Genomic DNA, 12720 nt, shown 5'->3' on the forward strand with positions numbered 1-12720 from the left:
TCACCGGGTGTTCTATCGCCTGGAGGGCGAGCTCGCCGAAGATGACAGCGTGATGACCCTGCGGAGCTTTATCGATGGTGAAGGCGAAGCGTTGGTGCTGGAGGAGATTGATGAGCTGGCCCGACACCTGGTGCGTTTGATGCCGGTGCTGCGCCTGCGCGATGCGCGCTTTATGCGCCGCATCCATAACGGGACGGTACCGCACTCGCCGCAGATAGAGATCACCGCCCGTCAGCTGGATTTTCTCTCCCGCGAACTGGTCAGCCATCCGCAAAATTTATCGGACGGTCAGATCCGTCAGGGGCTATCGGCCATGGTGCAACTGCTTGAGCATTACTTTGCCGAGCAAAGCAGCGCTCAGACGCGGCATCGCCTGATGCGGCGGCGCTCCCATGATGAACAGCGCAGTTGGCGTTATCTGGATATTATCAACCGGATGATCGACAAGCCCGGCGGGCGCAGCCATCGGGTGATCCTGCTGGGGCTGTTTGCCACCCTCCTGCAGGCGAAAGGGACGGTGCGCCTCGATCGCGACGCGCGACCGCTGCTGTTGATTGAAGATCCCGAGACCCGTCTGCATCCGATCATGCTTTCCGTCGCCTGGCACCTGCTGAATTTGTTGCCGCTGCAGCGTGTGACCACCACCAACTCCGGAGAGCTGCTGTCCCTGACGCCGGTAGAGCAGGTCTGCCGGCTGGTGCGTGAGTCGACGCGGGTATCGGCGTGGCGGTTGGGGCCGGGCGGAATGAATGCCGAAGAGAGCCGGCGCATTGCTTTTCACATCCGCTTCAATCGCGCCTCATCGCTCTTCGCCCGCTGCTGGCTGCTGGTGGAGGGAGAGACGGAAACCTGGGTTATCAACGAACTGGCCCGGCAGTGCGGTCATCATTTTGATGCTGAAGGGGTTAAGGTGATCGAATTCGCCCAGTCCGGCCTGAAGCCATTGATCAAGTTTGCCCGCCGGATGGGGATCCAGTGGCACGTGCTGGTGGACGGCGATGAGGCGGGGAAAAAATATGCCGCGACGGTACGAGGTCTGCTTAATAACGATCGCGAGCTGGAGCGCGACCATCTGACCAGTCTGCCGGCGCTGGATATGGAACACTTTATGTATCGTCAGGGATTTGATGACGTTTATCATCGGGTGGCGCAGATCCCGGATAATGTCCCGATGAATATGCGGCGGGTGATCACCAAAGCCATCCATCGCTCATCCAAGCCGGACCTGGCGATTGAGGTGGCGATGGAGGCCGGCCGCCGTGGCGTGGACGCTGTGCCGACGCTGCTGAAGAAAATGTTCTCACGGGTGCTGTGGCTAGCCCGCGGTCGTGCCGATTAATCTCACCGCCGTCGTCATTTACGGCGGCACAAAGCTCTCCGGCAGCTAAACAAAACCTCATTGACGAGAAAAATGGGTGTCCTGTTGCCAACGGGTTTCGATAGAATCACCGCCTGGAGCGGCAGGGAAACAGCAGGAATCGGAATATGAAAGTGAAGGGAAAACGCAGGACCGTCTGGTGGCTGTTGGCGATCGTTGTGCTGGGGCTGGCTATCTGGGGATGGCGGATCCTCAATGCGCCGCTGCCGAACTACCAGACGCTGGTAGTTCGCAAAGGGGATCTCCAGCAGAGCGTGCTGGCCACCGGCAAACTGGATGCCCTGCGAAAAGTTGACGTCGGCGCCCAGGTCAGCGGACAGCTGAAAACGCTGCACGTCAATATTGGCGATAAGGTTAAAAAGGATCAGTTGCTGGGGGTTATCGATCCGGAGCAGGCGCAAAACCAGATTAAAGAGGTGGAAGCGACGCTCATGGAGCTGCGCGCCCAGCTCAATCAGGCGCGCGCGGAGAGCAAACTGGCGCAAGTGACTCTGGCCCGTCAGCAGCAGCTGGCGCAGCGCCAGCTGGTCTCGCGGCAGGACCTTGATACCGCGGCCACCGATTTGGCGGTGAAACAGGCGCAGATCGGCACTATTGAAGCGCAAATAAAGCGTAACCAGGCGACGCTCGATACGGCGAAGACCAACCTCGATTACACGCGGATCCTGGCGCCGATGGCCGGCGAAGTGACGCAAATTACCACCCTGCAGGGACAGACAGTGATCGCCGCCCAGCAGGCGCCTAACATTCTGACGCTGGCGGATCTCAGCACCATGCTGGTTAAAGCGCAGGTCTCTGAAGCGGATGTCATCCACCTCAGACCGGGGCAAAAAGCGTGGTTTACCGTGCTGGGCGACCCGCTTACCCGTTATGAAGGTAAACTGAAAGACATTCTGCCGACGCCGGAAAAAGTGAATGACGCCATCTTCTATTATGCCCGCTTCGAGGTACCGAACCCGCAGGGGATCCTGCGCCTCGACATGACCGCGCAGGTGCACATTCAGCTGGCTGAGGTGAAGAACGTGATTACTATCCCGCTGAGCGCCCTGGGCGACGCGGTAGGCGATAACCGCTACCACGTTCGACTGTTGCGCACCGGTGAGGTCAAAGAGCGTGAGGTTATCATTGGCGCCCGCAATGATACCGACGTCGCAGTGGTGCAAGGTCTGGAAGAGGGCGACGAAGTGATCGTCGGCGAGAGCGCGAGCGGGGCGGCAAAATGACGGCGCTGCTTGAGCTGCGAGATATACGTCGCAGCTATCCTTCCGGCGACGGCAGCGTTGAGGTCCTGAAGGGGATCACCCTCAGCATCCATGCGGGTGAGATGGTGGCGATCGTCGGGGCCTCCGGCTCGGGAAAATCGACGCTGATGAATATCCTTGGCTGCCTCGACAAACCCACCAGCGGCACCTATCGGGTGGCGGGAACCGATATCGCGCAGCTGGATGGCGATGCGCTGGCCCGTCTGCGGCGGGAACACTTTGGCTTTATCTTTCAACGCTACCATCTGCTGTCCCATCTGACCGCCGCGCAGAATGTCGAAGTGCCGGCGGTGTATGCCGGCAGTGAACGGCGCGCGCGCCTGGCGCGCGCTCATGAGCTGCTGGTGCGGCTGGGGCTGGGCGAGCGCGCCGACTATCAACCGTCACAGTTGTCTGGCGGTCAGCAGCAGCGGGTCAGTATCGCCCGCGCCCTGATGAATGGCGGGGAGGTGATCCTCGCTGATGAACCGACCGGCGCGCTGGACAGCCATTCCGGCGAAGAGGTAATGGCGATCCTGCACCAGCTAAAAGCGCAGGGGCACACGGTCATCATTGTGACCCACGATCCGCAGGTCGCCGCTCAGGCGGAGCGGATCGTCGAGATCCGCGATGGCGAGATCGTCCGCAACCCGCCCGCCAGCCGCCAGGGCGGCGGACTGCGCGCCCGTCCGCAGGCGGAGCCTTCGGCGTGGCGTCAGTTTACCAGCGGCTTTCGCGAAGCGCTGGTGATGGCCTGGCGAGCGATGGCGGCGAATAAAATGCGTACCCTGCTGACCATGCTCGGCATTATTATCGGTATTGCCTCGGTGGTGTCGATCGTGGTGGTGGGGGATGCCGCCAAGCAGATGGTGCTGGCGGATATTCGCGCCATCGGCACCAATACCATTGATGTGTATCCTGGTAAGGATTTTGGCGACGACGACCCGCGCTATCAGCAGGCGCTGAAGTATGACGATTTGCTGGCGATCCAGAAGCAGCCGTGGGTGCGCTCCGCCACGCCGGCGGTTTCAAAAAGCCTGCGCCTGCGCGCCAACAATATTGACGTTGCCGCCAGTGCGGAGGGGGTCGGTCCACAGTATTTTAATGTCTACGGCATGACCTTTAGCGAAGGCAATACCTTCAATGAACTGCAGCTCAACAGTCGGGCACAGGTGGTAGTGCTCGACAGCAATACCCGTCGGCAGCTGTTTCCCAATAAAGCGAAAGTGGTGGGAGAGGTGATTCTGGTGGGCAATATGCCGGCCACGGTGATTGGCGTTGCGGATGAAAAACAGTCGATGTTCGGCAGCAGCAAAATTCTCCGCGTCTGGTTGCCCTACACCACCATGGCGGGAAGAGTAATGGGCCAGTCGTGGCTGAACTCCATCACTGTGCGCGTTCATGAAGGCTACGACAGTGAAACCGCAGAGAAACAGCTGCTGCGTCTGCTGGAGCTGCGGCATGGTAAAAAAGATGTATTCACCTGGAATATGGACAGCGTCTTGAAAACCGCCGAAAGGACCACACATACCTTACAGCTGTTCCTGACATTGGTGGCGGTGATTGCCCTGGTGGTCGGCGGGATTGGCGTAATGAATATTATGCTGGTGTCGGTGACCGAACGAACCCGGGAGATCGGCATCCGCATGGCGGTTGGCGCCCGGGCCAGCGATGTGCTGCAGCAGTTTCTCATTGAAGCGGTGCTGGTTTGCCTGGTCGGTGGCGCGCTGGGCGTAGCATTGTCGCTGATGATCGCCTTTATTTTACAGCTGTTTCTCCCCGGCTGGGAGATTGGTTTTTCTCCGCTGGCGCTGCTGACGGCGTTTCTCTGTTCGACGCTGACCGGGGTGCTGTTTGGTTGGCTGCCTGCGCGCAACGCGGCGCGGCTCGATCCGGTGGATGCCCTGGCGCGAGAATAGGCGGGGCGAGAAATAAAAATGCCAGTCAGAAGGACTGGCATTTTATTAGCAGGATGTACACAATGAAGCAAAAGAGTTATGCAGCCGTTTCCGCTTCCACAGGGACGATCACGCTGGCGTGATTGCCTTTTGGCCCCTGGTGAACATCAAACCGAACGGCTTGTCCGGCTTTTAGCGTTCTGTAACCATCCATCTGGATGGTGGAGTAATGGGCGAAAATGTCTTCGCCGCCGCCCTCAGGGCAGATAAAACCGAACCCTTTGGCATTGTTGAACCACTTAACAGTACCCATTTCCATACTTCGACATCCTTCGTAAATCTTTATTAGTAAGATGGAATGAACCGGTGGTGGAGTGACGAGTTGTTCAATTGCTCGCCAACTCTCGCCACTACAATTTAGAGAAATACGAAAACGCGTCAAGCGATTGAGGAGGGGGAACGGCGAAAAATGCGTCAAAATTTGAAGCAGTTAACGCTATTGCCGGGGAATGTGACAGCCGTCGCGGATAGAAGCGATAGATGATAGTTATCTATGATCTATTGTAGATTTGTGATGAGCATAACCTCTGGTCATCGACAGGCCTCCGCCTGTTGGCAACAGCAACCGATGATGAACACTGACGATGAGTAAGAGAGATTGGCTGGACTTCGAGCACCTGGTTGACGACGAAGTTCGTGATGCGATTAAACCGCCATCTATGTATAAAGTGATATTGGTCAATGATGACTACACTCCGATGGAGTTTGTTATTGACGTGTTACAAAAATTCTTTTCTTATGATGTTGAACGTGCAACGCAACTGATGCTCACGGTTCACTATGAAGGTAAGGCGATTTGTGGCGTGTTTACCGCGGAAGTGGCGGAGACCAAAGTCGCTATGGTGAATCAGTACGCGAGGGAGAACGAGCATCCATTGCTGTGTACGCTGGAAAAAGCCTGAATACAGGCATGAAAATTGGGGGAGGTGCCTATGCTCAATCAAGAACTGGAACTCAGTTTAAATATGGCTTTCGCCAGAGCGCGCGAGCACCGTCATGAGTTTATGACCGTCGAGCACTTGCTGCTGGCTCTGCTAAGCAACCCCTCGGCCCGTGAGGCCCTGGAAGCGTGTTCAGTGGACCTGGTGGCATTGCGTCAGGAACTTGAAGCCTTCATCGAACAAACCACACCCGTTCTGCCAGCCACGGAAGAAGAGCGCGACACCCAGCCGACGCTAAGCTTCCAGCGTGTGCTGCAGCGCGCCGTCTTCCACGTACAATCTTCTGGCCGCAGCGAAGTGACCGGCGCCAACGTGCTGGTGGCGATTTTCAGCGAGCAGGAGTCGCAGGCCGCCTACCTGCTGCGTAAACATGAAGTGAGCCGTCTTGATGTGGTGAACTTCATTTCTCATGGTACACGCAAAGACGAGCCGAGCCAGTCTTCCGATAACAGCGGAAGCCAGCCTGGCAATGAAGAGCAAGCCGGCGGGGAGGAACGTATGGAAAACTTCACCACCAACCTCAATCAGCTTGCTCGCGTCGGCGGCATTGATCCCCTGATCGGCCGTGAAAAAGAGCTGGAGCGCGCGATTCAGGTCCTGTGCCGTCGGCGGAAAAATAACCCGCTGCTGGTGGGGGAATCCGGCGTCGGTAAAACCGCGATCGCCGAAGGCCTTGCCTGGCGTATTGTGCAGGGCGATGTGCCGGAAGTGATGGCCGACTGCACTATCTACTCGCTCGACATTGGCTCTTTGCTGGCAGGGACCAAATATCGTGGCGATTTTGAAAAACGCTTCAAAGCGTTGCTCAAACAGCTGGAGCAGGATACCAACAGCATCCTGTTTATTGATGAAATCCACACCATTATCGGTGCGGGGGCGGCGTCTGGCGGCCAGGTCGATGCTGCTAACCTGATCAAACCGCTGCTTTCCAGCGGCAAGATCCGGGTGATCGGCTCCACCACTTACCAGGAGTTCAGCAACATCTTTGAAAAAGATCGTGCGCTGGCCCGCCGTTTCCAGAAGATCGATATTACCGAACCGTCGGTGGAAGAGACGGTCCAGATTATCAACGGCCTGAAGCCGAAGTACGAAGCGCACCATGATGTGCGTTATACCGCCAAAGCGGTGCGTGCGGCGGTAGAACTGGCGGTGAAATACATTAACGATCGTCATCTGCCGGATAAGGCGATTGACGTCATTGACGAAGCGGGCGCGCGGGCGCGCTTAATGCCGGTCAGCAAGCGTAAGAAAACGGTTAACGTGGCGGATATCGAATCAGTGGTGGCGCGCATTGCGCGGATCCCTGAGAAGAGCGTCTCCCGCAGCGATCGCGACACGCTGAAAAACCTGGGCGACCGTCTGAAAATGCTGGTCTTTGGACAGGATAAAGCCATCGAGGCGCTGACCGAGGCTATTAAAATGGCGCGCGCCGGGCTGGGCCATGAGCACAAGCCGGTGGGATCGTTCCTGTTCGCCGGGCCGACCGGGGTCGGGAAAACCGAAGTGACCGTCCAGCTGGCGAAGGCGTTGGGTATTGAGCTGCTGCGCTTTGACATGTCCGAATATATGGAACGTCATACCGTCAGCCGTTTGATCGGGGCGCCTCCAGGCTACGTCGGCTTCGATCAGGGCGGGCTGCTGACCGATGCGGTGATTAAACATCCGCACGCGGTATTGCTGCTTGATGAGATCGAAAAAGCGCATCCGGACGTGTTCAACCTGCTGCTGCAGGTGATGGATAACGGGACGCTGACCGATAATAACGGCCGTAAAGCGGACTTCCGCAACGTGGTGCTGGTGATGACCACCAACGCCGGGGTGCGGGAAACCGAGCGTAAATCGATTGGCCTTATTCAGCAGGACAACAGTCCGGATGCGATGGATGAGATCAAAAAGATCTTTACGCCGGAGTTCCGTAACCGCCTCGACAACATCATCTGGTTCGATCATTTGTCTACCACGGTGATCCATCAGGTTGTCGACAAGTTTATCGTCGAGCTGCAGGTCCAGCTGGACCAGAAAGGCGTCTCCCTGGAAGTGAGTCAGGAAGCGCGCGACTGGCTGGCGACGAAAGGCTACGATCGGGCGATGGGGGCACGTCCAATGGGACGCGTCATTCAGGACAACCTGAAAAAACCGCTGGCGAACGAGCTGCTGTTTGGCTCGCTGGTCGACGGTGGTCAGGTCACTGTCTCTCTGGACAGCGACAAAAATACGCTGACTTACGACTTCCAGAGCGCGCCGAAGCACAAACCGGAAGCGGCCCACTAAGGCGATATCTTCAATGTAAAAAAACCGGCCAGGGGCCGGTTTTTTTTTGCTGACGGCAGAAATGAAAAGACCGGGAATTATCCCGGCCTTCAGCATCTGACGCCTTAGGGGCGAAAACAATCAGCGACTACGGAAGACAATGCGGCCTTTGCTCAGGTCGTACGGGGTCAGCTCAACAGTCACTTTGTCGCCCGTCAGAATGCGGATGTAGTTTTTACGCATTTTACCGGAGATATGCGCGGTTACCACGTGACCGTTTTCCAGTTCTACGCGGAACATAGTGTTAGGCAACGTTTCAAGTACGGTGCCCTGCATTTCAATATTGTCTTCTTTGGCCATCTAGTCCTCTGGGGTATCACTACCGTAGTTTTGAACCGGCAAGATAATGCCGAAGTTCATCATGTAAGTAAAGTTTTACGTATCTACCCTGAATCATTCACCTTGCCGCAAGGCGCATAGTCAGCGCAGCGGCTACGGAAATATGACGGGTATGAATCGCCGAAGTAGTTTTGGCGCATTGCCCGGGACACACACGGCCATGCCGCGTGACAGGCGCAAACGTAAAGGGGAGTGACAGAACGATGGGCGTTATCTGACTCTTATTATTCCCAAACGGCGGCGGGGCAACAGGCAGAAGCTACTCTACCGCGCAATTATACCATCCTGACGCAAAATGTGCTGAAAACATTTTATTATCCGCCAGGAAATAGCACCCGCGGCACCCAAAATCGCTCGGGCAGTCGGTAGCCGCGTAATACCGACAGATAGTCCAGATAATCGCGGCGGGGAATATCCACTGCGCCTAATGACGCGGTATGGTTGTTCAGTACCTGACAGTCAATTAATTTACCGCCGCTGTGCGCAAAGTCCTGGCAAAATACCAGCAGCGCGGTTTTGGAGGCATTTTCCGCCCGGCTAAACATCGATTCGCCGCAAAACAGCGCTCCCTGCGCTACGCCGTACATTCCTCCCACCAGGGTATTCTCCTGCCAGACTTCAATGGAGTGGGCATGACCCAGCTCATGCAGCTGGTGATAGGCGCGAACGATACTGCTGGTTATCCAGGTGCCTTCGTCACGATCGCTGGCGCAGCCCTCAATCACTTCGCCAAAGGCGTGGTTGAGCGTGACCCGGTAGGGCGAACGCTGATGAAAGCGCTTCATGCTGCGGCTGAGATGGAATTGCTCTGGCCAAAGTACCGCCCGGGGGTCGGGCGACCACCAGAGGATCGGGTCGCCAGGGGAAAACCAGGGAAAAATACCACGCTGATAGGCCATCAGCAGCCGCGCGGGGCTCAGATCGCCGCCGAGCGCCAGCAGGCCATTAGGTTCTCGCAAGGCGCCTTCCGGAGAGGGGAAGGCGATAGAGTGCCGGGAGAGCTGAACCAGACGCATTTTAACCTCAATACGCATCAGCAAAAATTAGATAATAGAATAGCCTACAGACGCTGTTTAAACTGGAAGTACCGGCCCTGTTTAGCGAGCAGCTCCGCGTGACTACCTTGCTCAATTATCTGGCCGTTGTCCATGACTATTATCTGATTAAAACCCGCCAGGCCCCGCAGGCGATGGGTCACCATCAGCACGGTTTTGTCGCGCATGACATCTGCCAACAGATGCAGGATCTGGCTTTCGGTGGCCGCATCCAGACCTTCTGTCGGTTCATCGAGCAGCATCAGCGGCGCATCGTGGAGCAGCGCGCGGGCAATGGCCAGTCGGCGCAGTTCGCCGCCGGAGAGCTGACGCCCGCCTTCGCCCAGCCAGCCGTTAAGACCACCATCTTGCAGCAGTTTTTCGAGGCCCACCTTCTCAAGGGTAGCGCTGAGATGAGCGTCATCCGCTTCAGGCGCCGCCAGCAGCAGGTTGTCGCGCAGGGTGGCGCTGAACAGGTGCACGCGCTGCGGCACTACGCTCATTGCCTGCCGCAGAGTGGCTTCGCTGAGGCCGGAGAGCGGCTGATTGTTGAGCAGAATCTCTCCCTGTGACGGGTCCCAGGCGCGGGTAAGCAACTGCAACAGCGTCGATTTTCCGCAGCCGGTCCGGCCAAGAATGGCGATGTGCTCTCCGGCGGCAATCTGCAGGGAAATATTCTCCAGGGCAGGGGAGGGCTGCTGAGGATAGCGGAAGGTGACCTCCCGAAGCGTTAGGGCCACCTGCGCTGGCGGACTGGCTTCATCTTCGACAAAGGTGACCTCCGGCTGCTGGTCGGTAATCTGCGAGATCCGCCGCGCGGAGGCCATCACCTGGCCTAAATGCTGGAAAGCGCCAGTGACTGGCGCCAGGGCTTCAAAAGCCGCCAGCGCGCAGAATACGAATAGCGCGATCAGCGCCCCGGGCTGACTATTGCCGCCGACGCCGTCTGAGGCCAGCCAGAGCATGGCCACCACGGCGATGCCACCGATTAACAGCATTACCGCCTGCGAAAGCGCGGTCAGCTCGGCCTGGCGCCGCTGTGCATCCTGCCAGCTGAGCTCGGTCTTTTCCATTTGTGCGCGGTAGCGGTCGCTGGCGTTAAATACCATCAGCTCCGCCTGACCCTGCAGCCAGGCGGTGAGCTGTTGGCGATACTGGCCGCGCAGCTGCGTCATACTTTCGCCGGCTGGCTTACCTGCGCGATAGAACAGCGGCGGCATAACCAGCAGGGTCGCCAGCATGATACCGCCGAGCGTCAGCGCGAGGGTGACGTCGAGCAGACTTAATCCGCAGGTGACGACCACAATCACCACCAGCGCGCCGACCAGCGGCGAAATGACCCGCAGGTAGAGATGATCCAGGGTGTCAACGTCGGCTACCACCCGGTTGAGCAGCTCACCCTGGCGAAAGCGCGCCAGCCCCGCCGGAGAGAGGGGGAGCAGTTTGCTGAAGGTGAAAACGCGCAGGTGCTGCAGCACGCGAAAGGTAGCGTCGTGGCTGACCAGGCGCTCAAAGTAGCGCCCGGCGGTACGGATAATTGCCGCGCCGCGAACGCCCGCGGCAGGCAGCATATAGTTAAAACTGTAGATCCCGGCGACGCCCACCACCGCTGAGGCGGAGAGGAACCAGCCGGAGAGTGTCAGCAGGCCGATGCTGGCCAGCAGGGTCACAATGGCCAGCACGACGCCAAGCAGCAGCATCCATTTATGGCGTTTATAGAGCGCCAGATAGGGTAAAAGTGCGCGCATTTAAATCTCCTCCTGACGATGGGCCAGCAGCGCCGAGAAGACCCCACCAGCACGGGCCAGCGTGGCGTAGTCGCCTTGTTCGATAATCTGTCCGTCCTGCATCACCCAGACGTCGTCCCAGTCGGCCAGCCCCTCAAGCTGATGGGTGACCAGCAGCGTGGTTTGCTCACTGGAGGCGTGGGTCAGGGCCTGCATGACTCGCTGTTCGCTATGGGCGTCAAGGCTGGCGGCAGGTTCATCCAGCAGCAGCAGGCGGCACGGCACCAACAGCGCGCGGGCGACCGCGATACGCTGCGCCTGGCCTACCGACAGACGCCCCGCCTGATCGCCTACGGCGGTATGGATCCCCTGCGGCAGCAGGGCGATAAACTCGCTGACCCAGGCCTTGTCCAGCGCCAGCCTAAGCTGTGCTTCGCTAGCTTCGGGCCACGCCAGCAGCACGTTTTCCCGCAGCGTGGCGGCAGGCAACTGCGGATTCTGTCCTACCCAGCTCAGCAGGCGGCGCCAGCGCTCAGCGTCCAGCTCGCGCAGCTCTACGCCGTTGACCATCAGCGACCCCTCATAGGGCAGAAAGCCGAGCAGTGTATTCAGCAAAGAGCTTTTCCCGGATCCGCTCTGGCCGACCAGCACCACGCGAGCGCCGGCGGGCAGCGCAAAATTAAGCGGCCCCGCCAGAACTTTACCTTCCGGAGATTTGATCACCAGGTCGCGCGCTTCCACGCTAATCAGATCGTTGTCATTTAACGTTTTCTCGCCACGCTCTACCTGGGTCAGCGGCGTTTCCATAAACGTTTTCAGGCTGTCTGCGGCGCCCACGGCCTGAGCTTTGGCATGGTAGAAGGTACCCAGGTCACGTAACGGCTGGAAAAATTCCGGGGCGAGGATCAGCGTCAGGAATCCCGCCATCAGCGTGACGCCCGCGCCATAGTGGCCGAAGTTCAGCTCGCCAAGGTAAGAAAAGCCAAAATACACCGCTACCAGCGCAATGGAGAGGGAGGTGAAAAACTCCAGAACCCCGGAGGAGAGGAAGGCCAGACGCAGGACTTCCATGGTGCGTTGGCGAAAATCCTGCGAGGCGTCGCGAATATTATCGGTTTCTGCCTGACCGCGATGAAAAATACGCAGGGTTTCCATGCCGCGCAGGCGGTCGAGGAAGTGGCCGCTGAGGCGGGCCAGCGCCTGGAAGTTACGCCGGTTGGCGTCGGCGGCGCCCATCCCGACCAGCGCCATGAAAAGCGGGATCAGCGGGGCGGTGCCGAGAAGGATTAGCGCGGCGGCCCAGTTAATCGGAAAAATAGTAATAACGATCAGCAGCGGTACGCAGGCCGCCAGCGTCATCTGGGGCAGGTAGCGGGCATAATAGTCGTGCATGTCGTCGATTTGCTCAAGAATAAGCGTTGCCCAGCTGCCGGCCGGTTTGCCCTGGATCCACGCCGGGCCTGCCTGCTGGAGGCGGTCAAGAACCTGGCGGCGAATTTCATAGCGAATATGCTGCCCGGCCTGAAAGCCGACCCGCTCACGCAGCCAGACCACCCAGGCGCGTAGTACAAAGATCAGCACCAGCAGCGTGAGCGGCAGCAGCAGGGCGGTCGCTGGAATATTCTCCATCACCATCCGGTGCAGGATCCGCGCCAGGAACCAGGCCTGCGCCACGATCAGCAGACCGCTCGCCACGCCAAGCAGGCGGGAAATCATCAACCAGCGACGGGAGATAATGCTTTGCTGTTTTAACCAGCGGGTTAACTCTTGTTGACGGGTTTTATTCATTGCG

The 12720-nt window shown here is 58.4% G+C and carries 10 protein-coding genes and 1 other annotated feature (1 of these 11 cut by a window edge); of the genes, 5 read left to right on the top strand and 5 right to left on the bottom strand.

Going from position 1 to position 12720, the window contains the following annotated elements:
• Positions 1-1339: a sequence feature (potential frameshift: common BLAST hit: gi|238893939|ref|YP_002918673.1| putative ATP-dependent endonuclease), on the top strand; it begins 321 nt to the left of the window's first position.
• The 3 genes from KPHS_17880 to KPHS_17900 all read left to right on the top strand — a co-directional run bounded on the left by KPHS_17880 (position 8) and on the right by KPHS_17900 (position 4538).
• Positions 8-1339, top strand: a complete 1332-nt coding sequence (locus tag KPHS_17880) for an ATP-dependent endonuclease (protein YP_005226088.1) — start codon at positions 8-10, stop codon at positions 1337-1339. It overlaps the preceding feature by 1332 nt.
• A gap of 146 nt (positions 1340-1485) precedes the next feature.
• On the top strand, positions 1486-2601 hold the full coding sequence (locus KPHS_17890; protein ID YP_005226089.1) for a macrolide transporter subunit MacA: 1116 nt from the start codon (positions 1486-1488) through the stop codon (positions 2599-2601).
• On the top strand, positions 2598-4538 hold the full coding sequence (locus KPHS_17900; protein ID YP_005226090.1) for an ABC-type macrolide transport system efflux carrier: 1941 nt from the start codon (positions 2598-2600) through the stop codon (positions 4536-4538). The genes KPHS_17890 and KPHS_17900 overlap by 4 nt, the downstream gene beginning before the upstream one ends.
• Before the next feature lie 76 nt (positions 4539-4614).
• On the opposite strand, the gene KPHS_17910 is transcribed toward KPHS_17900, so the two are convergent.
• Positions 4615-4836 (bottom strand): DNA replication inhibitor, encoded by a 222-nt coding sequence (locus KPHS_17910; protein YP_005226091.1) that lies wholly within the window; start codon positions 4834-4836, stop codon positions 4615-4617.
• A gap of 325 nt (positions 4837-5161) precedes the next feature.
• On the opposite strand from KPHS_17910, the gene KPHS_17920 reads away from it, so the two are divergent.
• A complete protein-coding gene (locus tag KPHS_17920; RefSeq protein ID YP_005226092.1) occupies positions 5162-5479 on the top strand; it encodes an ATP-dependent Clp protease adaptor protein ClpS in 318 nt (105 codons plus the stop codon).
• A 30-nt stretch (positions 5480-5509) separates the two neighbouring features.
• Entirely contained in the window at positions 5510-7789 is a 2280-nt protein-coding gene (locus tag KPHS_17930; RefSeq protein YP_005226093.1) for an ATP-dependent Clp protease ATP-binding subunit, read from the top strand.
• Positions 7790-7909: 120 nt separating this feature from the next.
• Here KPHS_17930 and KPHS_17940 read toward each other — a convergent pair whose 3' ends face one another.
• From KPHS_17940 to KPHS_17970, 4 genes are all read right to left on the bottom strand, one after another.
• A complete protein-coding gene (locus KPHS_17940) occupies positions 7910-8128 on the bottom strand; it encodes a translation initiation factor IF-1 (RefSeq protein ID YP_005226094.1) in 219 nt (72 codons plus the stop codon).
• A gap of 353 nt (positions 8129-8481) precedes the next feature.
• Positions 8482-9201, bottom strand: coding sequence for a leucyltransferase (locus KPHS_17950; protein YP_005226095.1), 720 nt, complete (start codon positions 9199-9201; stop codon positions 8482-8484).
• Positions 9202-9227: 26 nt separating this feature from the next.
• Entirely contained in the window at positions 9228-10949 is a 1722-nt protein-coding gene (locus tag KPHS_17960) for a cytochrome-related transport system ATP-binding component (RefSeq protein YP_005226096.1), read from the bottom strand.
• The gene (locus tag KPHS_17970; RefSeq protein ID YP_005226097.1) at positions 10950-12716 is read right to left on the bottom strand and encodes a cysteine/glutathione ABC transporter membrane/ATP-binding protein; all 1767 of its coding nucleotides are present in this window, start codon (positions 12714-12716) and stop codon (positions 10950-10952) included.
• Positions 12717-12720: the final 4 nt, after the last annotated feature.

It is taken from the genome of Klebsiella pneumoniae subsp. pneumoniae HS11286 (assembly GCF_000240185.1).
Taxonomy (GTDB): Bacteria; Pseudomonadota; Gammaproteobacteria; order Enterobacterales; family Enterobacteriaceae; genus Klebsiella; species Klebsiella pneumoniae.

Excerpts from the sequence above, each read along its gene's own strand:
- KPHS_17940 (YP_005226094.1), bottom strand. The coding sequence starts at position 8,128 with ATGGCCAAAGAAGACAATATTGAAATGCAGGGCACCGTACTTGAAACG.
- KPHS_17900 (YP_005226090.1), top strand. The coding sequence starts at position 2,598 with ATGACGGCGCTGCTTGAGCTGCGAGATATACGTCGCAGCTATCCTTCC.
- KPHS_17970 (YP_005226097.1), bottom strand. The coding sequence starts at position 12,716 with ATGAATAAAACCCGTCAACAAGAGTTAACCCGCTGGTTAAAACAGCAA.
- KPHS_17890 (YP_005226089.1), top strand. The coding sequence starts at position 1,486 with ATGAAAGTGAAGGGAAAACGCAGGACCGTCTGGTGGCTGTTGGCGATC.
- KPHS_17920 (YP_005226092.1), top strand. The coding sequence starts at position 5,162 with ATGAGTAAGAGAGATTGGCTGGACTTCGAGCACCTGGTTGACGACGAA.
- KPHS_17950 (YP_005226095.1), bottom strand. The coding sequence starts at position 9,201 with ATGCGTATTGAGGTTAAAATGCGTCTGGTTCAGCTCTCCCGGCACTCT.
- KPHS_17930 (YP_005226093.1), top strand. The coding sequence starts at position 5,510 with ATGCTCAATCAAGAACTGGAACTCAGTTTAAATATGGCTTTCGCCAGA.
- KPHS_17960 (YP_005226096.1), bottom strand. The coding sequence starts at position 10,949 with ATGCGCGCACTTTTACCCTATCTGGCGCTCTATAAACGCCATAAATGG.
- KPHS_17910 (YP_005226091.1), bottom strand. The coding sequence starts at position 4,836 with ATGGAAATGGGTACTGTTAAGTGGTTCAACAATGCCAAAGGGTTCGGT.